This is a genomic window from Pseudogemmobacter lacusdianii (assembly GCF_030848395.1).
In the GTDB taxonomy this organism is placed as follows: Bacteria; Pseudomonadota; Alphaproteobacteria; order Rhodobacterales; family Rhodobacteraceae; genus Pseudogemmobacter; species Pseudogemmobacter lacusdianii.
This window is the reverse complement of sequence record NZ_JAVDBT010000003.1, coordinates 221,374-242,256: the sequence shown is the minus strand read 5'-3', so window position 1 is coordinate 242,256 and position 20,883 is coordinate 221,374. Positions and strand designations below refer to the sequence as shown.

Sequence of the window (20,883 nt, the reverse complement as noted above, 5' to 3'; positions counted from 1 at the left end):
AATTGGGCCTTTGACTGGCCCCTGATATGGAGAGCCTCAGATGGCCATCGAACGGACCCTTTCGATCATCAAACCAGACGCCACCAAGCGCAACCTGACCGGCAAGATCGTTGCCAAGTTTGAAGAAGCCGGCCTGCGCGTCGTCGCTTCCAAGCGCGTGCAACTGACCGCTGCCCAAGCTGGCGAGTTCTATGCTGAGCACAAAGAGCGCCCCTTCTTCGGCGAGCTCGTCGCTTTCATGATCTCCGAGCCGGTGGTTCTGCAAGTTCTGGAAGGCGAAGGCGCCATCGCGAAAAACCGCGAAGTCATGGGCGCAACCGACCCGGCTCAAGCCGCTGAAGGCACCATCCGTAAAGAATTCGCTCTGTCCAAAGGCGAAAACTCGGCCCATGGTTCGGACAGCGAAGCTGCTGCCGCCCGTGAGATCGCCTTCTTCTTCTCCGGCCTCGAGCTGGTGGGCTGATCGCCCTTTAAGGTCGGGCGGCCTCAGCGCCGCTCCACCACGCCAATCATAGAAAGGGCCGCTTCCAGATCGGAGCGGCCCTTATCTTTTGGCCCCATTGCCGCTTTGATCGCGTCAAATTTTGCGCGCAGAGCCAATTTCTCGGCGCCTTTGGCGTCATTCCAAGGCCGACCTTGCAGCGCCATGACCAAGACGTAATAGCTGATGAAATGCGGCGCTGTGCCCGAGGCAAGCAGGCGCGCATAGGCCTCATCCGCGCCCAAAGCCCGCAAGGCGCTGGCGGTATGGATGCCTGCCTTGGCAAAATTGGCCTCAGAGGCGGGGCCAAGATTGCGGATGGCCGAGATCGGATCGGGGGGATCAGTGGGCATATCGCTGGGCATAGAGAACCAGGGCGCTAGACGGGCAGGGCCTTAGCCTAACGCACTCGGCTGCTGCCGCAAGACCGCAGGCCCGAGCGGGTTCTGCACATCCAAAATGAGAAATGGGGGCGCCTTAGATCGAGGCCCAGTCCTTGAACACCGGCTTGCCCGTGGGTTTGGGCATGCTGCCTTGCTGTTGCGGGGCTTGTGCGGGCGACGGGAGGTCACCTTGCTGTTGCGATGCTGTGGCCATTTGACTGCTCTGCCTTCGGCTCTGATGTCATTGCAGGCCTCTTTGCGCCGAAGGTGGGGCCGCAGCAAGGGTGGATCGGTGGCCTTGATGCGGCTCTTCTTTCACATGTGCGACATAAGTCACAGCTTTGGCACATTTATTTCCCAACAGTTAAATGTCCCAGCATCGGGGTGAAATCCCTTCAGCCAAGCGGTTGCGCCGGAAAACCAATCGCCGCCAGCGCCGAGATCACGGCCGCCGCTTCTGCACCTTCTGTGGTCACGCGGCGCTGCTCCAGATCCACCCGCACCGTCGCGCTGATGGGGGCCAAAGCCGCCTCAACGCTGGCTTTGCAATGGCCGCAGCTCATTTCTGGCACCGAAAATGTGGTCATGTGATCTCTCCTTGTCGGGCCATATCGGCGCCTGATCGCGGCAAAGGTCAAGAGGGGCTGCGGGCGCGCAGAAATATCGCGCGGCGGGCTTGACCTTCCCGTCACTGGAAGCCTTATCTGGCTTTGGGCAAGGAGATCAAACATGTCGCGCCCCCTCACGTCCGCCCCCGACCTGCAGACCGCACGCTTCGCGCTGGAGGGCATGAGCTGCGCCTCTTGCGTGGGCCGGGTCGAGCGGGCGTTGACCGCGCTTGACGGCGTGCGCGCCGCTGCGGCCAATTTCTCCACTGGCCGGGTCGAGGTTGCTTTCACCGCCCCCGCCACGCGTGCCCAGATGGCGCAGGTGCTGGCGGATGCGGGTTATCCCAGCCAGACCGAAACGCTAAATCTGAACGTCGAGGGCATGAGTTGCGCCTCTTGCACCGGGCGGGTGGAGCGGGTCTTGCAAGCGCAACCCGGCGTCGCCACGGCGCGGGCCAATCTGGCAACCCGCCGGGTTGAGGTCAGCGGCTGGGAGCGGCTTGATCCGCAGGCTTTGGCGAAGGTCGTGACTGCGGCGGGCTTTGCGGCTTCGGCTGTCGCGCCCGAAGCGGCGCCGGTTGGCTCCGATAACAGGGCGGGCAATGAAGAGCGCCAGCTTTGGCGCGATTTCACCCTTGCCGCCGCTTTGACGCTGCCGATCTTCCTGACCGAGATGACGGGGCATTTGATCCCGGCTTTTCACCATTGGCTTTATGCCAGCATCGGCCAAACCCCGCTCTGGCTTGCACAATTCCTGCTCGCCACGCTGGTTTTGGCGCTGCCCGGGCGGCGGTTTTTCACCAAAGGCATCCCCGCCTTGCTGCGCGGCGCGCCTGAGATGAATGCTTTGGTGGCGCTTGGCACGCTCAGCGCTTGGGGCTTTTCCACGCTGGTGCTCATTGCGCCCGCGTTGATCCCGGCTGAGAACCGCGCGGTTTGGTTCGAGGCGGCTGCCGTCATCATCACCTTGATCCTTCTGGGCCGCGCTTTAGAGGCGCGGGCGCGGGGCCGGGCCGGGGCGGCAATCGCTAAGCTGATCGGCCTCCAGCCGCGGTTTGCCCGGCTTGAGAGCGGCGAGGAGGTGGCGGTGGCCAGCCTCACCCCCGGCCAGCGCATCGCTTTGCGCCCCGGTGAGCGGGTGCCTGTGGATGGCACGGTCATCAGTGGCCGCTCGGCGGTGGATGAGGCGATGCTGACGGGGGAGCCTGTGCCGCAAGCCAAAGGCCCCGGCGATAAGGTCACCGCAGGCACCGTCAATGGCACTGGCGCTTTGGTGGTGCAGGTGACGGCGGTCGGGGCCGAGACCACGCTGGCCCGAATTGTTGCGATGGTGGAAGAGGCGCAAGGCGCCAAGCTGCCGGTGCAGGCTTTGGTCGACCGGGTGACCCTGTGGTTCGTGCCTGCCGTTATGGCGGTGGCCCTCTTTACCGCGTTGATTTGGCTGGCACTTACTGGCGATATCGCGCGCTCCATGGTGGCGGCAGTGGCGGTGCTGATCATCGCTTGCCCTTGCGCTATGGGGCTGGCGGTGCCGGTCTCGATCCTTGTCGGCACCGGCCGCGCGGCTGAGATGGGCGTGCTGTTCCGCCGCGGCGATGCCTTGCAGCAGCTCTCAGATATCCGGAGCGTCAGCTTTGACAAAACCGGCACGTTGACCATGGGCCGCCCGCAAGTCGTTGCCGTGCATGGCCCCGATTGGGTGCTGCCGATGGCCGCCGCGGTCGAGGCGGGCAGCGAGCATCCCTTGGCCGCCGCTGTTCTTGAGGCCGCGAAGGGCCATAATCTGCCCATCGCAGAAGGCTTCACGGCCCGCCCGGGGTACGGCGCTTTGGCGCAGATCGAGGGGGCAGAGGTCGCCGTTGGTGCCGCGCGGATGTTTGAGAACATCCCAGCGGATCTGGCGCTTCTGGCGCAGGAAGCGGCCGAGCGAGGAGAGAGCTTGCTCTACGTTGCGCGGGAGGGTGTGGTGTCGGGGCTGATTCTGACGGCAGACCCGCTGAAACCGGGCGCAGCCGAGGCGATTGCGGCACTCCATGATATGGGACTGCGCACGGCACTCGTCTCGGGCGACAGCCGGGCAGCAGCGCAAAAAGTGGCGCGGCAGCTTGGCATTGATGAGGTGCATGGTGAGGTTTTGCCCGCAGGTAAGCTGCAGATATTGCAGCAAAACGGCGGCGCCTTTGTGGGGGACGGCATCAATGATGCCCCGGCGCTTGCGGCCTCGGATGTTGGCATTGCGATGGGCGGTGGCACCGATGTGGCGATCGAGGCCGGTGAGGTGGTCTTGATGCGCGGCGATCCGCGCGCGGTGGCGGCGGCGGTGCGGCTGAGCCGGGCAGTGATGCGCAACATCCGGCAAAATCTGGCTTGGGCCTTTGGCTATAACATCGCGCTGATCCCGGTTGCGGCGGGGGCTTTGGTGCCCTTTGGCGGGCCGCAGCTGTCGCCAATGCTCGGGGCGGGGGCGATGGCTTTGTCTTCGGTCTTTGTCTTAGGCAATGCGTTGCGATTGCGGCGGTTTGGCCGTGAAGGAGGTCTGTCATGAACATCTCAGAGGTGGGCGCGCGGGCTGGGCTGCCGGCCAAAACCATCCGATATTATGAGGAGATCGGCCTCATCCATCCGCAGCGCGGCGCCAATGGCTACCGGCATTTTCGCGAGACCGATCTGCACAAGCTTGCCTTCATCGGTCGTGCGCGCGGGCTTGGCTTCTCGATTGAGGATTGCCGCGCCTTGCTGGCGCTTTACGAAGACAAAGCGCGGGCGAGTGCCGATGTGAAAGCCTTGGCCGAGCGGCATCTTGAGCAGATCGCTGCGAAGTTAAGCGAATTGCGGGCGATGCAGAGGGTGCTGAGCGATCTGGTCGGCGCTTGTTGCGGCGATGCACGACCCGATTGTCCGATCCTTTCAGGGCTGGCCAGCCCCGCGCGCTAAGTCGCGTCACCCTTGCTGTTTCGCAAAAGAGAGCGTCCGATTTGCCTTGATAGGCGTTTCCGGTCGAAGGCCGACGACGGCTTGGATCGGCGGGCAGGGGGGCTGAGGAGATGGGTCGGCGAAGGAGGCGGGGGGCCAGCCCCCCGCACCCCCCGGAGTATTTCGCTCAAGATGAAAGGGTTTCAGTTCGGGGCAGCTGAGGCGATGGTTCAGCGCGGGGGCATTCTGGCGATGAGGGCAGATGCTGTGCCGCCGCTTTTCGGCATCTTTCATTGCACATCCGCCCTGTCCTTTTCCTTGCCGGGACGTGCCAGGCTGAAGCGATGAACCTTGACAGCACGCGGTCCGAGGACGACAGGGATATGCCGTTCGCCGCAGTGCCAGCCCGTTTCGTTTTGCTGCAGCGCGCAGGGTATTTATGCGCCTTTGGAGAAAGAGCCATGACATCTGTCGCAACGACCCCGATCGCTGGCCAAAAGCCCGGCACCTCGGGGCTGCGCAAGAAAACCGCCGTCTTCATGGGGCGGCATTATCTGGAAAACTTCATCCAATCGCTCTTCGATGTGGTGGGGGCCAAGGGCAAAACCTTTGTTCTGGGCGGCGATGGGCGCTACTTCAACGACCGCGCGGCGCAGGTGATCTTGCGCATGGCGGCGGCGAATGGGGCGGCACGGGTGATTGTTGGGCAGGGGGCGATCCTCTCCACTCCGGCTGCCAGCCATTTGATTAGGCTGCACAAAACCGATGGCGGGGTGATCATGTCCGCCTCGCACAACCCCGGCGGTCCGGACGAGGATTTCGGGGTGAAGTTCAACATGGCCAATGGCGGCCCGGCCCCCGAGGCGGTGACGGAGGCGATGTATCGCCGCTCGCTTGAACTGACCGAATACCACCTGCTTGAGGCGCAGGACGTCGATCTGTCGCGGATCGGGCGGTCTGAGCTTGGCGGCATGATCGTCGATGTGGTCGACCCGGTGGCCGATTATGCCGCGTTGATGGAAAGCCTTTTTGACTTCCCGGCGATCCGGGCGCTGTTCGCGGGCGGATTTCGGATGCGCATGGACAGCATGTGCGCGGTGACCGGCCCTTACGCCGTTGAAATCCTTGAAAACCGTCTGGGCGCTGCCAAAGGCACCGTGATCAATGCCACGCCTCTGCCCGACTTTGGCGGCATGCATCCCGACCCCAATCCGACTTGGGCAGCGGGCTTGATGGACGAGATGTTTAGCGAAAATGCTCCCGACTTTGGGGCTGCCTCGGATGGCGATGGTGATCGCAATATGGTGGTGGGACGCGGGATCTATGTCTCGCCTTCGGATTCTTTGGCGGTTCTGGCGGCCAATGCGCCTCTGGCGCCGGGGTACAAAGCGGGTCTTAAGGGCATTGCGCGCTCGATGCCGACCTCGGCCGCCGCCGACCGCGTGGCGCAAGCTTTGGGTCTGCCGCATTATGAGACGCCGACGGGGTGGAAGTTCTTCGGCAATCTCCTCGACGCGGGCCGCGCCACCATTTGTGGTGAGGAAAGCTTTGGCACCGGCTCGGACCATGTGCGCGAGAAGGATGGGCTTTGGGCGGTGCTTTTGTGGCTCAACATCCTTGCCAAGCGTCGCCAGAGTGTGGCGCAGATCTTGGCCGAGCATTTCCAGCGCTTTGGCCGCAACTACTACAGCCGCCACGATTTTGAGGCGATCCCGAGTGAGGCGGCTGAGGCGATGTTCACAGCTTTGCGGGCCAAACTGGCTAAGTTGAAGGGGCAAAATTTCGACGGGCTTACCGTCGAGGCGGCGGATGATTTCGCCTATGAAGACCCGGTCGATGGTTCGGTTTCCACCAAGCAAGGCGTGCGGGTGCTTTTTGAAGGCGGCGCGCGGGCGGTGTTCCGGCTCTCTGGCACCGGTACGGAAGGGGCCACGTTGCGGCTTTATCTTGAGCGGTTCGAGCCCGGTCCAAAGGGGCTGTCGGAGGAGCCGCAAGCGGCACTGGCTGGCGTGATCTCGGCGGCGCATCGCATTGCGGATATCACCGGATTCACCGGCCGCAGCGCGCCCGATGTGGTGACCTGAGGTCGTTTACCCCTCTTTCACCCAATGCTGCCCCTCATAGCGAAACCGCGCCTGCGGGCCTTCGCGGAAGTCTTGACCGGGCAGGGCCAGCCATGTCCGCAAGGTGACGCCCCAAGGGTCCAATTCCAGCAGGCCAATGTCATTGGCCTCGGTCTTGCGGCGGGTGGAGATCGCGGTGCCGACTTGCACGAAAAGCATGCCCTGTGCGGTCTCGGCCATGCCCCAATGCGGCATATGGGTATGGCCGGACAGCACGATCTGCGCGCCGGTTTGCCCCAGATCGCGCAAAGCGCGCGGGGCATCGGCGATATCGGCGGGGGTGTTGTCGGCGGCGGGAACGGGGGCGTGATGCAGCACCGCGACGCGCCAATACTCCGCCGGGGCGGCGGCGAAATTTTGCTGCATCCGAGCAAGCGAGCCAGTGCGCAGCCGGCCCCGTTTCCAAGCGTAGGGATCGGCGGTGTTCACCCCTTGCAAAACCGCTCCGGGGATATGCAAACACGGCTCCAACTCGGCCCCGAAGGTGCGGGCAAAACCGGCATAGGGCGCGGTAAGCCGTTGGAAAAGATTGTAAAGCGGCGCGTCGTGATTGCCGGGAACCGCCAGAACGGGCTGGGGCAGCTTGGCGGCGAAGGCTTGGGCTTGTCGGAATTGCTCGGCCCTTGCGCGTTGTGTCATATCGCCTGAAATCACCGTGGCATCGGGCCTAAGGTGCTTGGCAAGGGCCAAGGCCTTGCCCTCAATCCCCGGCTCCAAAGTGCCGAAATGCAGATCCGAGAGATGCAGGATCCGGGTCATACAGCCGCCTCAGAGCCGCCCATCTGTCCTGCCTTTTGCGGTGGCAAAATCACCTGCAAACGGTCGGGTGCAAGGGCGATCTCCAAGGGCAGTTGCATGGTCAACTGCTCGCCGTCCAAGGCGACCGAGATCCGCCGCCGCCTTGGAATCTGCACCTCGATCCGTGCGGGCGTTGCCACCATCACATCGCGCCCATGATCCACCCGTTTGGAGATCAGCCGCAGCGCCAACCGCAAGAACCCAAGCCGGGTTTGCTGTGGCGCCAAGAACAAGGCAAAACGGTCGTCCGAGATCGCCTCGCCGCCATTCAGCCCAAACTGGTCCAACTGATAGGCCGAGCGCGCCACGAAAAGCATCGGCGTGCGGATCAGCTGCTCGGTGTCGTCGAGCTTAAGCCGCATTCGGTGCGGCTTTTGAAACCGCAAAATCGTGCGCAAGGACGCCAAATGCGCCAAAAGCCGCGATCGGCCCCAGCGGGCATAGGCCGCCTCGCGTTCCTCTAGGATCGCCGGGTAAAGCCCAATCGCCACATTATTGAGAAAGACGCGGCCATTCAGCGTGCCGACTTTAATCGGATGTGGCGCGCCCTGAAGGATGGCCGCGGCGGCCAAAGCAGGGTCTTCGGGCATGGCAAGGCCGCGCGCGAAATAATTGAACGTGCCCAAGGGCAAGACGGCCAAGGCGGCATCCGTCCCTGCCAAAGCATGGGCCACCCCGGCCACCGTGCCATCGCCGCCCGCGGCGACGATGATCTTGAACCCTTCGCGCGCGGCGGCTTCGGCGGTTTTGGCCGGATCGCCCTTGAAGGGGCGCAGCTCGGCGGCCGTGCCGAACACCTCCATCGCGCGGGTCAAAGCGTCTGGGTTGCGCGCAACGGTCCCCGAGGCGGGGTTGGCGATGACGCAGATCTGGGCGTCATCTTTGCCCATCAGCTGCGCAGCCCGGTTTCTTTCAACAGGCCCAAGCGCTTAGCCTCGTAATAATAGCCCTTGGCATACCAGCTGACCGCGCGCTCTTCGCTGCCACGCGACACCAGCCAGGCACCGCGCAGATATTTGCCAGCATATTGCAGGTTGGTCTCGGCGTCCAAGAGCCCCTCGGGCGCGCCGCGATACCCCATCGTATGGGCGGTTTGCGGCATGATCTGCATCAGCCCGTAATAGGGGCCATTGCGCGCCCCCGCATTATAACCGCTTTCGCGCTGGATCACCCGATGCAGCAGGCTTTCCGGAATATCGTGTATTTTGGCATATTTGCGGATCAAGGCCCGCATTTCCGGCGTCTCGCCCCTATGCAGGCCCTTAGGGGCGGGGTCACTTTTGCCTGCGCCACAAGCGGCCAGAGCCAAGGGGGCGAGAAGAAGAAAGCGGCGGTTGAGAAGCATCAGAGGCCTTTGGATCTTGGCATTTTGCCAAGGGATAGGGCGCGCGCGCGGCACGAGCAAGCCTTGGGGCAAGCCTTGCCCAAAGCATCGGCGGAAGTTGGACTTTTGCGCTATAGCGACAGCGCCGCGCCGGTGTTAGCCTTTCTTTAAGCGGAGGGGAGGCCGCGCGTGATGTTCGAAGGCCAGCCGCAAAGCCAGCCCGTCGCGCTAGATCTGGCGCTGATCATTGATGACCATCCTTTGTTCTGCGACGCTTTGGCGATGACGCTGAAGGCGGTGGTGGGGATCGCGCGGATTGACACGGCCGACCGGCTTGATGCCGCTTTGGCGCGGCTGGGGCAGGGGCCTGCCCCCGATGTGATCGTGCTGGATCTGCATTTGCCGGATGTTGAGGGGCTTGAGGGGCTGTTGCGCTTGCGCCAAACGGCGGCACGGGTGCCGGTTGTGGTGGTCTCCTCAATGGCCGAGGACCGGGTCATCACCGCCTGCATGGCGGCGGGCGCAGCGGCTTTCGTGCCGAAACATTCCCGGCGTGAGGTGTTTCGCGCCGCCTTTGAAGCCCTGCGCTCTGGCGAAACTTGGCTCCCCGAGGGCTATCAACCGCCCGGTCTCTGCGGCCTGGTCAGCCGCCAAGAGGACGCCATCCAACGCCTCAGCGCGCTGACGAAGCAACAAGCGCGGATTCTGCAGCTCATTTGCGAAGGGCGGCTCAACAAGCAAATCGCATGGGAACTGTCGATCGCTGAGACCACCGTCAAAGCCCATGTCACCGCCACGATGCGCAAATTGGGCGTGCAAAGCCGCACGCAAGCGGTGCTTTTGGCCAAAGAGGCCAGCTTCGCCGCATTGGTGCCCGAGGCGGGCTGAACGCCTTTTCGCCCCACGCCCTTCAGGTTGCGCTTGGCGCAAAGCGCGCTTCCGTCTTAGGCTTGCCCCCGTGAAGGCTCGCAGCACCGGGGAGGGCGGCTGATGAGGGACTTGCGCTTTGCCACGGTGATGCCGCGCGCCAGCGTCTCGGCGCGGGCCAAGGACGCCATGGCGCTTTTGCAGCGCGGGCTTGGCCCCGGTCCCTTCGCCGCCGTGGTGCTTTTCGCCGCGCCCGAGGCCGATCTTGAGGCTCTGGCCGCCGGGGCCGCGCTTTTCAGCGCCCCCGTCTTGGGCTGCACAACGGCCGGAGAGATCACCGCCGAGGGCTATGCCGAGGACACCATCCTTGCCATCGGCCTGCCGCAAGCGATGTTCGCAACTGAGATCCTACCCGTGCCGGACCTCAGCGCGCTCGACCCGCAAGCGCTGATTGGCGGCCTCATCCGCGCGCGTTCCAAACTCGCGCAAGCCCGCCCCGAATGGGAAACCGAATTTGCTTTTCTGATGGTCGATGGCACCTCAACGCGTGAGGATGCTTTGACCGCCGCCCTTGCCCCCGGCCTTGGCCCGGTGCCGCTGTTCGGCGGTTCGGCCGGGGATGGCACCCGCTTTGGCCAAGCCAAACTCCTGTGGGACGGGCAGGTTCATGACCATGCCGCCGTGGTCCTCATGGCGCGCTCGGCCTGCCGGGTCAAAGTCTTCAGCCTGGACCATCTCGTGCCCACCGCGCGGCGCATGGTCGTGACCGGCGCCGACCCCGCCCGCCGCATCGTGCGCAGCATCAACGCCGAACCCGCCGCCCGCGAATATGCCCGCCTCTTGGGCAAAGACCCCGAGCAGCTGACCGCCTTCACCTTCGCCGCGCATCCCTTGGTCGTGCGCGTCGGCGGCCGCCCGCATGTCCGCGCCATCCAGCGGATGGAGCCGAACGGCGATCTCGTCTTCTTCTCCGCCATCGCCGAGGGGCTGGTGCTGACCTTGGCCGAGCCGCAGGACATCGCCGCCCATCTGGAAGGCGCTTTGCGCGAGATGGGCAAATCGGGCGCGCCCGATGCGATCTTGGCCTGCGATTGCATCTTGCGGCGGATGGAGGCGCAGGAAAATCAACGTTTTAGCGCAGTGTCCACCATCTTGCGCGCGCATGGCGTGGTGGGCTTCTCCACTTATGGCGAGCAGGTCAATGCGATGCATGTCAACCAGACCATGACCGGCATGGCGATCTGGGCGCCCGAGGTCACAACATGAGTGAAGCCCTCGCCGAAGCCCTGATCGACCCCGCCGATGGCCCCGAACGCAGGGTTGAGAAACTCCTCGCCATCGCTGGCGCTTTGATGGCCCGGGTTGAGGCGGTCACCGACGAGTCCGGCGCCGCTTACGCCCAGTTCCAGCGCGCCGCCATGCTGGAAGATCAGGTCCGCGACCGCACCCGCGACCTTGAACATGCGCTCGATCTTCTCAACCTCTCCAACGCCAAACTGGCCGAAGCTATGGCCGAGACCGAGGCCGCCCGCGCCAACCTCGCCAGCGCGATCGAGACCGTGCAAGAAGGCTTTGCGCTCTTTGACCGCGACGACCTTCTGATCCTGTGCAACGCGCGCTTTGCGATGCATATGACCGATATCCGCGACGAGATCCGCCCCGGTCTGGGCTTTGCTGATTACGTCACCCTCGTCAGCCGCTCGTCACATCTGGCACTGCCGCAGGGGCTAACCCCCGCGCAATGGCGCGAACAACGGCTGCTGCGCCACCAAGAGCGCCATGTCATCTTCAACGTGCGGATGATCTGGGACCGCTGGATCCAAGTCAGCGAACACCGCACCGCCGAGGGCGGCACCGTCGTCCTGCAAACCGATGTCACCGATATCATCCGCAATGAAAGGGTGGAACGCGGGCGGATGCTTGATGACCAAGCCCAGATGATCCGCGCGACCTTGGACCATCTCGACCAAGGCGTCGCCGTCTTCGACGCGAGCGCTCAGCTCGCTGGCTGGAACCAGCGCCTTGGCTTTCTGGCGATGATCCCTTTGGCGCAACTGCGCCTCGGCACCAGTTTTGAACGGGTCTTGGCGCGGGTCCAATCCCAGATGCAGCTCACCGGCATCAGCGCCGAGGCCTTGGCGGCTTGGGCCGGGCAGGGACCGGGCCGCCCCGCGCTGACCTTCACCCTCCAGCGCCCCGGCGGGCTTGTCCTCACCGTTTTCGCGCAAGAACTGCCCGACGGCGGCTTTGTGATGAGCCTGACCGATGTCACCGCCGAACGCGCCGCTTTGGCCGCGCTGCACCGCGCCAATGAAACGCTGGAGGCCCGCGTCAGCGCCCGCACATTAGAGCTGGAAGATGCGCTGGCGGATGCCGAGCGCGCCAATGCCTCCCGCAGCCGCTTTGTCGCCGCCGCCAGCCATGACCTTCTGCAACCCCTTGCAGCGGCAAAACTTTACATCGCCGCCGCAGCCGCCGGGGACGGCGAGGCCGCCTTGGACAAAGCCCAAAACGCCCTGCAATCGGTGGAAGGCATCTTGGGCGCGCTGCTTGATATCTCAAAGCTTGAAGCCGGCCGCTTGGCCTTCTCGATTGGGCCCGTCGCCCTTGGCCCCTTGCTCGACCAACTCGCCGAGGAATTCGCCCCCATCGCCGGTGCCAAGGGCCTTGGCCTTTACCTACGCGGGGCCGAAGCCTTGGTGCTCTCCGACCCCGGCTACCTGCGCCGCATCGTGCAAAACCTGATCGCCAATGCGGTGCGCTACACCGATAAAGGCCGCGTTTTGATCGCCGTCCGCCGCCGGGGCAGCACCCTGCGGCTTGAGGTGCGCGACACCGGCCCCGGCATCCCCGAAGCCGCGCAAGAGCTGATCTTTGCGGAATTCCAACGGCTTAACGCCCGCGCCTCTGCCTCCGAAGGCATGGGCCTTGGCCTTGCCATCGTGGAGCGCGCCTGCCGTCTTCTCGGCCATCCGCTCGAACTGATCTCCGCCCCCGGACGCGGCGCCACCTTCCGCATCACTTTGCCGCTCGAAGGCCGCGCCATGATGAAAACTACGACCAAGGTTTCATAGCGCGCCGCGCCCCGCCGCTTTAGGCTTTTTGCCAAGGGAGTGATCATGAAACTATCTGACAGCCGCAGCATCGATGCCGCCCCGGCGCTTGTCTGGGACGCAATCTTGGATCCGCAAGTGCTGCGGGCCTGCATTCCCGGCTGCGAAAGCCTCACCGGATCGGTCGAAGACGGCTATGAGGCGGTGGTCAGGCAAAAGGTCGGCCCGGTCTCGGCCACTTTCACCGGGCTCGTGCGGCTTTCCGACATCATCCCCGGCCAATCGCTGACCATCAGCGGCGAAGGCAAAGGCGGCGCCGCAGGCCATGCCAAGGGCAGCGCCGCCGTGCGGTTCGATGCGCAGGGCGCGGGCACATTATTAACCTATGACGTTGATGCGGCCGTGGGCGGCAAGCTTGCCCAACTCGGCAGCCGGATCATCGACGGTTTTGCGAAAAAACTCGCGGACGAGTTCTTCACCCGCTTCCAGGCAGCGGTTGAAGCGGGTGAGGCGGACGCGGCAGCGCCAGAGGAGGGCGCTGCACCGGACGAGACTGGCACAAGTAAGAAAGGCTGGTTCCGCCGCATGATCGGGGGCTGATCAGCTTGACCTAGGCATGACCAAGGGAGGAGCGGATGACAAAAGTCACCATGACCGTGAACGGCAAAGCCGTCTCGGCCGAGACTGAAGGGCGGACCTTGCTGGTCCAATTCCTGCGCGAAGGCGCGGGGCTCACCGGCACCCATGTCGGCTGCGACACCAGCCAATGCGGCGCCTGCACCGTGCATGTGAACGGCCAAGCCGTGAAATCTTGCACCATCTTTGCCCAAGATGTGGCCGGGGCCGAGGTGCGCACCATCGAAGGCATGGCCCATGCCGATGGCAGTTTGAACCCGCTGCAACAGGCCTTCAACGACTGCCACGGGCTGCAATGCGGCTTCTGCACGCCGGGCATGGTGATGGCCTCGGCGGCTTTGCTGGCGAACAATCCGCGCCCAACTGAGGCCGAGATCCGCCACGGGCTTGAGGGCAATATCTGCCGCTGCACCGGCTATCATAACATCGTCAAAGCGGTTTTGCAGGCGTCCGGCCAGACGGACACGCAAGGCGTCGCTGCTGAATAATCATAATTTTCATCATGTTGTGGCGCGAAGTTAAAGCGTTGCATGAGGAGGGATGAGATGCCCAAAGATGAGATCGCCAATAAGGGCGGAATTGGTGCCAGCACCAAACGGCGCGAGGATTTGCGGTTCCTAACCGGCAAAGGTCGCTACACCGACGACATCAACATTCGCGGCCAACTTTACGCCCATTTTATCCGCTCGGAAGTGGCGCATGGCCGGATCATCTCGATCGATGCCTCCGCCGCCGAGGCGATGCCGGGGGTGGCTAAGGTCTTCACATCGGCCGATTTTGCGCAAGCGGGCAGCATCCCTTGCGGCTGGCAGGTGACCGACCGCCACGGCAAGGCGATGCTTGAGCCGAAGCACCCGATCCTCGCCGAGGGCAAGGTGCGCCATGTCGGCGATCCGATCGCGGTGGTCGTGGCCGAAACGCTCGATCAAGCCCGCGATGCCGCCGAGGCTGTGGTGATCGAGATCGAGGAATTGCCCGCCGTCATGGATATGAAAGCCGCCGTTGCGGGTGGTGATCTTGTGCATGAAGAACTCGGCTCAAACCTTTGCTTTGACTGGGGATTTGTCGAAGAGAATAAGGCGGCGGTTGAGGAGGCTTTCGCCAAAGCCGCCCATGTCACCACGCTGGAACTGGTCAACAACCGCCTCGTCGCCAATCCGATGGAGCCGCGCGTTGCGGTGGGCGATTTTGAGGAATGGACCGGCCAGCACACGCTTTACACCACCAGCCAAAACCCGCATGTGATCCGGCTGTTGATGGGGGCTTTTGTCCTTTCTATTCCGGAACATAAGCTGCGCGTTGTGGCCCCGGATGTGGGCGGCGGGTTCGGCTCAAAAATCTTCCATTACGCCGAAGAGGCCTTTGTCACCAAGGCTGCGCATATCCTGAAACGCCCGGTGAAATGGACCTCGACCCGGTCTGAGGCTTTTGTGACCGACGCGCATGGCCGCGACCATGTGACGAAGATCCAACTGGCCTTGGATGCGCAGAACAATTTCACCGCTTTGCGCACGGATACTTACGCGAATATGGGGGCTTACCTCTCGACCTTCGCACCTTCCGTGCCGACTTGGCTGCATGGCACTTTGATGGCGGGCAACTACAAAACCCCGCTGATCTATGTGAATGTGAAGGCCGTCTTTACCAATACCGTCCCGGTCGACGCCTATCGCGGCGCGGGCCGTCCCGAGGCGACCTTCCAGCTGGAACGCCTTGTCGATCAGGCCGCGCGAGAGCTGGGCGTCTCGCCCTTCGATCTGCGCCGCCAGAACTTCATCCAGCCCGATCAATTCCCCTATCAAACCCCGGTCGCCGTGGTCTATGACACCGGCAACTATCAGGCGACATTGGATAAATTGGTCGAAATGGCCGACGTTGCGGGCTTTGAGGCCCGTGCGGCAGAGTCCAAATCTCGTGGCAAACTGCGCGGCTTTGGTCTGGCGCATTACATCGAGGCTTGCGGCATCGCGCCTTCGAACCTTGTTGGCCAGCTTGGCGCGCGGGCGGGGCTTTATGAAAGCGCCTCTGTGCGGGTGAATGCCACAGGCTCCATCACCGTCTTCACCGGCAGCCACAGCCACGGGCAGGGGCATGAGACCACTTTCGCCCAAGTCGTCTCGGATATGATCGGGATTGACGCTTCTCAGATTGAGATTGTCCATGGCGACACCTCAAATACCCCAATGGGTATGGGCACTTACGGCTCGCGCTCGCTGGCGGTGGGTGGCTCGGCCATGGTCAAGGCGACCAATAAAATCATCAACAAAGCCAAGAAAATCGCGGCGCATTTGATGGAAGCCTCGGAGGCCGATATCGAGCTGAAAGATGGCGTCTTCACCGTTGCAGGCACCGATAAATCAAAGACTTGGGTGGATGTGACGCTGGCCGCTTACGTGCCGCATAACTATCCGCTTGAGAACCTTGAGCCGGGGCTGGAAGAGACCGCCTTCTACGATCCGTCGAACTTTACCTATCCCGCCGGCGCCTATGGCTGCGAGGTCGAAGTTGACCCCGAGACCGGCAAGGTTGAGGTGGTCGCCTTCTCGGCAGCGGATGATTTTGGCAATGTTGTCAATCCGATGATCGTTGAGGGCCAAGTGCATGGCGGTCTGGCCCAAGGCATCGGACAGGCTTTGCTGGAACATTGCGTCTATGATGAAAACGGCCAGCTCCTCTCGGGCTCTTACATGGATTACGCCATGCCCCGGGCGGATGATTTCCCGATGTTCCAAGTCGATCACAGCTGCGCCACGCCCTGCACGCACAACCCCTTGGGCGTGAAAGGCTGCGGTGAGGCGGGGGCGATCGGCTCGCCGCCGGCGGTGATCAATGCGGTGCTCGACGCGCTGCATCGCGGCGGTTTCACCCATGTCACCCACATCGATATGCCGGCCAGCCCGTCCAGGGTCTGGGCCGCCATGCAACGCTAAGCGGAGGATAAGATGCAATCTTTTGATCTGGTAAAACCCTCCACTCTGGCCGAGGCGGTCAGCGCGTTGGCCGCCGATGGCGCGCAGGCGCTGTCGGGCGGGCAGACGCTGATCCCGGTGATGAAGCAAAGATTGGCCGCGCCTTCGGTGCTCGTCAGCCTAGGCGGCATTGCCGAGATGCGCGGGGTTGCGGCGGCGCAGGGCGTGCTGCGGATTGGGGCGGCGACGCCCCATGCCGCCGTGGCGCGCGAGGCGGCGGCGCATTACCCCGCTTTGGCCAAGCTTGCGGGCGGCATCGGCGATCCAGCCGTGCGCAATCGCGGCACCATCGGCGGATCGCTGGCCAATAACGACCCTTCGGCCTGCTATCCGTCAGCGGCACTCGCCTCAGGTGCCACCATCGTCACCAACCGGCGCCAAATCGCGGCGGATGACTTCTTCCAAGGCCTTTTCACCACCGCCTTGCAAGAGGGCGAGATCATCACCGAGGTGCAGTTCCCGATCCCCGAACGCGCGGCTTACGTAAAGTTCGAACAGCCCGCCAGCCGCTTTGCGTTGACGGCTGTCTTCGTCGCCAAATACGCAAACGGCGTGCGGGTGGCGGTGACGGGGGCCTCAAATGACGGCGTCTTGCGCTGGAAAGCCGCAGAAGAGCGGCTTTCGGCCAACTTCTCAGCCTCGGCCCTGTCGGACCTGAACCTTTCGGGCGCGGATATGATGGCCGATCTGCATGGCAGTGGCGATTATCGCGCGCATTTGGCCAAGGTTCTGACAGGCCGCGCGGTCGCGGCCTCCTAACCCCCAGTCGCGCCTTTAAAAACCAGACACAGGCCCATCCGCAACCGCAGCGGGTGGGCCATTCTCGTCTCGGCTGTCATATCTGCGTGATCCGCACCGGCTAGAGCTTGCCTCACATATCTGTCGGGGGTTGTCAGCCGAAAGCCGCCAGATATAGTCGGGCCATCGGGGCGGGACTCCCCGTCGCGATGCGCACAGGCGCAGAGCAAAGACGGAGTCACTCATCTTGGACGGCGATTTTCGAACTCAGTTTGTACGCGACCCGGCCGCGCTGAAGCATTTTCCAGCGCTGGTGCTCAATGCAGATTTCCGGCCGCTCTCTTACTACCCTTTGTCGCTTTGGCCTTGGCAAGACGCCATCAAGGCGGCCTTTCTTGACAGGGTGCAAATCCTTGCCGAATATGAACAGGTGGTGCGCAGCCAAAGGGCTGAGATCCGGATCCCCTCGGTCGTCGTGCTCAAAGAATTCGTAAAACCCCAAAAGCGCGTGGCCTTCACGCGCTTTAATCTTTTTCTAAGGGACGAATTTTGCTGCCAATATTGCGGGGCGAAGGGGGATTTGACCTTTGACCACATCACCCCGCGCTCACGCGGGGGCGTGACCTCGTGGGAGAATGTGGTGGCGGCCTGCAGTCCGTGCAATCTGAAGAAGGGGGACAAAAGTCTGCGCCAAGTGGGGTTGCATCTGCGCCGTCCGGCTGTGGCGCCGACAGCGCAAGAGATGCAGGCGCATGGCCGCCGTTTTCCGCCCAATCATCTGCATCAAAGTTGGATCGATTACCTTTATTGGGATGCCGAGCTTGAGGCTTAACCGCCAAACTTCGCGCGCAAGGTCGGCATTGGTGCTTTGTTTGTCGCAGATATGCGATGATTGTCATAAAGCTGTTACACTCTAACCCATGCGCCGCAGCCGCTTATGCCTGCGCGAGTTTAGGGGGTTTTCATGAGTCTGACGCTCACCGCTGCCGCGATTAACCTCTCCGTCGCCCTTGGCTGTGGCGCCGTGATCGGGATGGAGCGGCAGATCCGCCAGCGCAAAGCCGGTCTGCGCACCAATGCTTTGGTAGCTTTGGGGGCGGCGGCCTTCATGGTCTTCTCGATGGAGATTGACGGCGATATGTCGCCCAGCCGGGTTGCGGCCCAAGTGGTCAGCGGCATCGGTTTTCTTGGCGCGGGCATCATCTTCCGCGATGGGTTCAACGTCCAAGGCCTGACCACGGCAGCAACCTTATGGTGCTCGGCGGCGGTGGGGCTGTTGGCGGGGCATGGCAATTGGGATGTGGCGCTGCTCACAATGGCGCTGGTGGTCTTTGTGAACTTCGCGCTTCGCCCCTTCGTGCAATGGATGAAGCGGCGCACCGGCCAGAAAAGCGAGGATGCCCGGCATTTCCGCGTCACTGTCACCGTGCAGCAATCCGACGAGGCCGGTGCGCGCAGCCTGATGCTGCGCCAATTGGGCCTCGGCGGCATGCATTTTGGCGGAATTTCGATGACCCCATCGCCCGAAACCGGCACCGTCGAGTTGACCGCCACTGTCTCGGCCGATGGCACGGGCGAGACGATGCTCGAGCAGGCGGTGCAGCGCATCGGCGCCGAACCCGGCTTTTTGCGCGTCGATTGGCAGATGGTCGATGAGGGCTAGCCCGCGCCACCGCTAAAGCTTCATTTCCCCGCTCTGAGCAAGGTGCTAGACTTAAGCGTTCGACGGCGCTAGAAGGCGTAGCGAACGCTTAGTTAGCGCTAACATTCCTGCGGAGGGTGCATGGTTTCCCGCGTTATCCCGGTCGAACCTTTCGACCTTGTGATCTTTGGCGGCACGGGCGATCTGGCACGGCGCAAGATCTTGCCCGGGCTCTACCGTCGCTTCCAAGCAGGCCAGATGACCGATGACAGCCGCATCATCGGCGCCGCGCGGGGCGAGCTCAGCGATGAGGCGTTTCGAAACCTCGTCGCAGAAGCGATCGCCGAATTTCTGCCGAAAACCCAGCAAGACCCTGCCGCTATCGCCGACTTTCTAAAGCGCCTGCAATATGTTGCGGTTGACGCTCAGGGCGAGAACGGCTGGCCTCAGCTGAAAGCGCTGGTCCGGGATGACGTCGTTCAGGCCTTTTACTTCTCGGTGGCGCCGGCGCTCTTTGGCGATCTGGCCAGCCGGTTGACCGCACATGGCATTGCCGGACCGCAGGCCCGTGTGGTGGTCGAAAAGCCCTTTGGCCGCGATCTTGCCACCGCCAAGGCTCTGAATGCCACGCTGGCCCAGCATTTTGCCGAAAGCCAGATCTACCGCATCGACCATTATCTGGGCAAAGAGACCGTCCAGAACCTAATGGCCGTCCGCTTCGCCAATATCCTTTTTGAGCCGCTCTGGAAGTCGGAATATGTCGACCATGTCCAGATCACCGTGGCCGAGACCGTCTCGGTCGAGGGGCGGGGCGCCTATTACGACACCTCGGGCGCGATGCGCGATATGGTGCAAAACCACCTGATGCAGCTTCTCTGCCTGATCGCGATGGAGCCGCCCTATCACTTTGATCCCAACGCTGTGCGGGATGAAAAGCTGAAGGTGATCCGCGCGCTTGATCCGGTGCGCCCCGAAGATATCGTGCGCGGTCAATATGTTGGGCTAAAAGGGCAGGCCAGCTATCTGGAAGATGCCGAAAATAAGAACAGCAAGACCGAAAGCTATATCGCGCTCAAGCTGCATATTTCGAACTGGCGCTGGAAGGGCACGCCCTTCTATCTGCGCACCGGCAAACGCCTGCGCGCCCGCGCCTCAGAAATCGCGATCACTTTCCGCGAGCCGCCACATTCAATCTTTGACGATGCCGAAGGCTGGCGCGAAAACGTGCTGGTGATCCGCCTGCAACCGGATGAGGGCATGAACCTCAAGGTGATGATCAAAGAGCCGGGGCCGGGCGGGATGCGTCTGACGCAGGTGCCTTTGGACATGTCCTTTGCCGATGCGCTTGGCGAAGCCGCCCAAGATGTCCCCGATGCTTATGAGCGGCTGATTATGGATGTGATCCGTGGCAACCAAACCCTCTTCATGCGCGGCGATGAGGTCGAGGCGGCTTGGGCTTGGGCCGATCCGATCATCGAAGGCTGGGAGCGGCGCGGCGAACGCCCACAACCCTATGACCCCGGATCCTCGGGCCCCGAGGATGCGTTGATGCTGATGCACCGCGATGGGCGGCGCTGGCGGGAGATACGCTGATGCAATTTGAGACCTACCCCGATCGTGAGCTGATGCAGCTGCAACTGGCCAATATCTTGGCCGGGGAATTGGCCGAGACCTTGCGGCGGGAAGGCAAGGCCACTTTGGCAGTGCCGGGCGGCACCACGCCGGGGCCGGTCTTCGACACGCTTTCGGGTGTCGATCTGGACTGGGGCAATGTGGCCGTGGTCCTGACCGATGAGCGTTGGGTCGAAGAAACCTCCGACCGCTCAAACACCCGGCTTTTGCGTGAGCGGCTTTTGCGCGGCAAAGCGGCGGCGGCGCATCTCATCCCGATGTATCACCCCGGTCCCTCGATCCCCGAAGACGGGGTTGAGATCTTAGAGGCCGGGCTTGCGCCGCATCTGCCGATCTCGGTGCTGCTTCTGGGCATGGGCGCCGATATGCATACCGCAAGCCTTTTTCCCGGCGCCGACCGGCTGGAAGAGGCCTTGTCAGCCACCCAACGCCTGATCTTGCCGATGCGGGCCGAAGGTGCGGGCGAGCCGCGCGTCACTTTGACCGCGCCAGTCTTGCGCGCCGCGGTGCGGGTGCATGTGATGATCACCGGCGCCGAAAAACGTGCGGCCATCGAACGCGCCGCAAGCCTTTCGCCCGAACAAGCGCCAATCCGGGCGGTCTTAGATATGGCCGTGGTGCATTGGGCGGAATAAGCAGCCTTGTCTTTCAGTGCTTTAGGCCCAGATGGGCGCGTTAATGATTTGGCCGTGAGGGCCGTTTGACCTTGGTGACGG

At 63.0% G+C, this 20,883-nt stretch carries 20 protein-coding genes; 15 read left to right on the top strand and 5 right to left on the bottom strand.

The annotated features are described in order from the left end of the window. The first annotated feature begins 40 nt into the window (after positions 1 to 40). Positions 41 to 463 carry a nucleoside-diphosphate kinase gene (gene ndk / locus Q9295_RS04385; RefSeq protein WP_306679285.1) on the top strand — a complete coding sequence of 141 codons (423 nt, stop codon included), beginning with the start codon at positions 41 to 43 and terminating at the stop codon, positions 461 to 463. A gap of 23 nt (positions 464 to 486) precedes the next feature. On the opposite strand, the gene Q9295_RS04380 is transcribed toward ndk, so the two are convergent. Further along, positions 487 to 834, bottom strand: coding sequence for a TfoX/Sxy family protein (locus Q9295_RS04380; protein ID WP_306679284.1), 348 nt, complete (start codon positions 832 to 834; stop codon positions 487 to 489). Between the two features lie 425 nt (positions 835 to 1,259). After that, positions 1,260 to 1,451, bottom strand: a complete 192-nt coding sequence (locus Q9295_RS04375; RefSeq protein ID WP_306679283.1) for a heavy-metal-associated domain-containing protein — start codon at positions 1,449 to 1,451, stop codon at positions 1,260 to 1,262. A gap of 142 nt (positions 1,452 to 1,593) precedes the next feature. On the opposite strand from Q9295_RS04375, the gene Q9295_RS04370 reads away from it, so the two are divergent. The 3 genes from Q9295_RS04370 (at position 1,594) to Q9295_RS04360 (ending at position 6,469) form a co-directional block, all read left to right on the top strand. After that, on the top strand, positions 1,594 to 4,017 hold the full coding sequence (locus Q9295_RS04370; protein ID WP_306679282.1) for a heavy metal translocating P-type ATPase: 2,424 nt from the start codon (positions 1,594 to 1,596) through the stop codon (positions 4,015 to 4,017). Further along, on the top strand, positions 4,014 to 4,406 hold the full coding sequence (locus tag Q9295_RS04365) for a Cu(I)-responsive transcriptional regulator (RefSeq protein ID WP_306679281.1): 393 nt from the start codon (positions 4,014 to 4,016) through the stop codon (positions 4,404 to 4,406). The genes Q9295_RS04370 and Q9295_RS04365 overlap by 4 nt, the downstream gene beginning before the upstream one ends. Before the next feature lie 440 nt (positions 4,407 to 4,846). Further along, entirely contained in the window at positions 4,847 to 6,469 is a 1,623-nt protein-coding gene (locus Q9295_RS04360) for an alpha-D-glucose phosphate-specific phosphoglucomutase (RefSeq protein WP_306679280.1), read from the top strand. Positions 6,470 to 6,475: 6 nt separating this feature from the next. Here the strand turns inward: Q9295_RS04360 and Q9295_RS04355 are convergent, their stop codons facing one another. The 3 genes from Q9295_RS04355 to Q9295_RS04345 are packed head-to-tail and all read right to left on the bottom strand — an operon-like array spanning position 6,476 to position 8,651. Next, complete coding sequence (locus tag Q9295_RS04355) at positions 6,476 to 7,267, bottom strand: metallophosphoesterase family protein (RefSeq protein WP_306679279.1); 792 nt, start codon at positions 7,265 to 7,267, stop codon at positions 6,476 to 6,478. Continuing rightward, the gene (locus Q9295_RS04350; protein ID WP_306679278.1) at positions 7,264 to 8,196 is read right to left on the bottom strand and encodes a diacylglycerol/lipid kinase family protein; all 933 of its coding nucleotides are present in this window, start codon (positions 8,194 to 8,196) and stop codon (positions 7,264 to 7,266) included. Before Q9295_RS04350 ends, Q9295_RS04355 begins: the two co-directional genes overlap by 4 nt. After that, a complete protein-coding gene (locus tag Q9295_RS04345) occupies positions 8,196 to 8,651 on the bottom strand; it encodes a lytic transglycosylase domain-containing protein (protein ID WP_306679277.1) in 456 nt (151 codons plus the stop codon). The genes Q9295_RS04350 and Q9295_RS04345 overlap by 1 nt, the downstream gene beginning before the upstream one ends. 171 nt (positions 8,652 to 8,822) lie before the next feature. Between Q9295_RS04345 and Q9295_RS04340 the strand changes: the two genes are divergently transcribed. The 11 genes from Q9295_RS04340 (at position 8,823) to pgl (ending at position 20,802) form a co-directional block, all read left to right on the top strand. After that, a complete protein-coding gene (locus tag Q9295_RS04340) occupies positions 8,823 to 9,518 on the top strand; it encodes a response regulator transcription factor (RefSeq protein WP_306679352.1) in 696 nt (231 codons plus the stop codon). A gap of 129 nt (positions 9,519 to 9,647) precedes the next feature. Next, positions 9,648 to 10,763 (top strand): FIST N-terminal domain-containing protein, encoded by a 1,116-nt coding sequence (locus Q9295_RS04335; RefSeq protein WP_306679351.1) that lies wholly within the window; start codon positions 9,648 to 9,650, stop codon positions 10,761 to 10,763. Then, complete coding sequence (locus Q9295_RS04330) at positions 10,760 to 12,571, top strand: sensor histidine kinase (protein WP_306679276.1); 1,812 nt, start codon at positions 10,760 to 10,762, stop codon at positions 12,569 to 12,571. Before Q9295_RS04335 ends, Q9295_RS04330 begins: the two co-directional genes overlap by 4 nt. A gap of 45 nt (positions 12,572 to 12,616) precedes the next feature. After that, a complete protein-coding gene (locus Q9295_RS04325; RefSeq protein WP_306679275.1) occupies positions 12,617 to 13,150 on the top strand; it encodes an SRPBCC family protein in 534 nt (177 codons plus the stop codon). 35 nt (positions 13,151 to 13,185) lie between these two features. Beyond that, complete coding sequence (locus Q9295_RS04320; RefSeq protein WP_306679274.1) at positions 13,186 to 13,674, top strand: (2Fe-2S)-binding protein; 489 nt, start codon at positions 13,186 to 13,188, stop codon at positions 13,672 to 13,674. A 57-nt stretch (positions 13,675 to 13,731) separates the two neighbouring features. Beyond that, a complete protein-coding gene (locus Q9295_RS04315) occupies positions 13,732 to 16,116 on the top strand; it encodes a xanthine dehydrogenase family protein molybdopterin-binding subunit (RefSeq protein WP_306679273.1) in 2,385 nt (794 codons plus the stop codon). 12 nt (positions 16,117 to 16,128) lie between these two features. After that, positions 16,129 to 16,914, top strand: coding sequence for an FAD binding domain-containing protein (locus Q9295_RS04310; protein ID WP_306679272.1), 786 nt, complete (start codon positions 16,129 to 16,131; stop codon positions 16,912 to 16,914). 226 nt (positions 16,915 to 17,140) lie between these two features. Continuing rightward, entirely contained in the window at positions 17,141 to 17,725 is a 585-nt protein-coding gene (locus Q9295_RS04305) for an HNH endonuclease (protein WP_306679271.1), read from the top strand. Positions 17,726 to 17,857: 132 nt separating this feature from the next. Continuing rightward, positions 17,858 to 18,556: an MgtC/SapB family protein gene (locus tag Q9295_RS04300; RefSeq protein ID WP_306679270.1), complete on the top strand. Its 699-nt coding sequence runs from the start codon at positions 17,858 to 17,860 to the stop codon at positions 18,554 to 18,556. Positions 18,557 to 18,676: 120 nt separating this feature from the next. Next, positions 18,677 to 20,128, top strand: a complete 1,452-nt coding sequence (zwf, locus tag Q9295_RS04295; RefSeq protein WP_306679269.1) for a glucose-6-phosphate dehydrogenase — start codon at positions 18,677 to 18,679, stop codon at positions 20,126 to 20,128. Further along, the gene (pgl, locus tag Q9295_RS04290; RefSeq protein ID WP_306679268.1) at positions 20,128 to 20,802 is read left to right on the top strand and encodes a 6-phosphogluconolactonase; all 675 of its coding nucleotides are present in this window, start codon (positions 20,128 to 20,130) and stop codon (positions 20,800 to 20,802) included. Before zwf ends, pgl begins: the two co-directional genes overlap by 1 nt. Positions 20,803 to 20,883 lie beyond the last annotated feature (81 nt).

What these genes read in the sequence shown, in the direction of transcription:
- ndk (WP_306679285.1), top strand. Translation starts at nt 41, where the DNA reads ATGGCCATCGAACGGACCCTTTCGATCATCAAACCAGACGCCACCAAG.
- Q9295_RS04380 (WP_306679284.1), bottom strand. Translation starts at nt 834, where the DNA reads ATGCCCACTGATCCCCCCGATCCGATCTCGGCCATCCGCAATCTTGGC.
- Q9295_RS04375 (WP_306679283.1), bottom strand. Translation starts at nt 1,451, where the DNA reads ATGACCACATTTTCGGTGCCAGAAATGAGCTGCGGCCATTGCAAAGCC.
- Q9295_RS04370 (WP_306679282.1), top strand. Translation starts at nt 1,594, where the DNA reads ATGTCGCGCCCCCTCACGTCCGCCCCCGACCTGCAGACCGCACGCTTC.
- Q9295_RS04365 (WP_306679281.1), top strand. Translation starts at nt 4,014, where the DNA reads ATGAACATCTCAGAGGTGGGCGCGCGGGCTGGGCTGCCGGCCAAAACC.
- Q9295_RS04360 (WP_306679280.1), top strand. Translation starts at nt 4,847, where the DNA reads ATGACATCTGTCGCAACGACCCCGATCGCTGGCCAAAAGCCCGGCACC.
- Q9295_RS04355 (WP_306679279.1), bottom strand. Translation starts at nt 7,267, where the DNA reads ATGACCCGGATCCTGCATCTCTCGGATCTGCATTTCGGCACTTTGGAG.
- Q9295_RS04350 (WP_306679278.1), bottom strand. Translation starts at nt 8,196, where the DNA reads ATGGGCAAAGATGACGCCCAGATCTGCGTCATCGCCAACCCCGCCTCG.
- Q9295_RS04345 (WP_306679277.1), bottom strand. Translation starts at nt 8,651, where the DNA reads ATGCTTCTCAACCGCCGCTTTCTTCTTCTCGCCCCCTTGGCTCTGGCC.
- Q9295_RS04340 (WP_306679352.1), top strand. Translation starts at nt 8,823, where the DNA reads ATGTTCGAAGGCCAGCCGCAAAGCCAGCCCGTCGCGCTAGATCTGGCG.
- Q9295_RS04335 (WP_306679351.1), top strand. Translation starts at nt 9,648, where the DNA reads ATGCCGCGCGCCAGCGTCTCGGCGCGGGCCAAGGACGCCATGGCGCTT.
- Q9295_RS04330 (WP_306679276.1), top strand. Translation starts at nt 10,760, where the DNA reads ATGAGTGAAGCCCTCGCCGAAGCCCTGATCGACCCCGCCGATGGCCCC.
- Q9295_RS04325 (WP_306679275.1), top strand. Translation starts at nt 12,617, where the DNA reads ATGAAACTATCTGACAGCCGCAGCATCGATGCCGCCCCGGCGCTTGTC.
- Q9295_RS04320 (WP_306679274.1), top strand. Translation starts at nt 13,186, where the DNA reads ATGACAAAAGTCACCATGACCGTGAACGGCAAAGCCGTCTCGGCCGAG.
- Q9295_RS04315 (WP_306679273.1), top strand. Translation starts at nt 13,732, where the DNA reads ATGCCCAAAGATGAGATCGCCAATAAGGGCGGAATTGGTGCCAGCACC.
- Q9295_RS04310 (WP_306679272.1), top strand. Translation starts at nt 16,129, where the DNA reads ATGCAATCTTTTGATCTGGTAAAACCCTCCACTCTGGCCGAGGCGGTC.
- Q9295_RS04300 (WP_306679270.1), top strand. Translation starts at nt 17,858, where the DNA reads ATGAGTCTGACGCTCACCGCTGCCGCGATTAACCTCTCCGTCGCCCTT.
- zwf (WP_306679269.1), top strand. Translation starts at nt 18,677, where the DNA reads ATGGTTTCCCGCGTTATCCCGGTCGAACCTTTCGACCTTGTGATCTTT.
- pgl (WP_306679268.1), top strand. Translation starts at nt 20,128, where the DNA reads ATGCAATTTGAGACCTACCCCGATCGTGAGCTGATGCAGCTGCAACTG.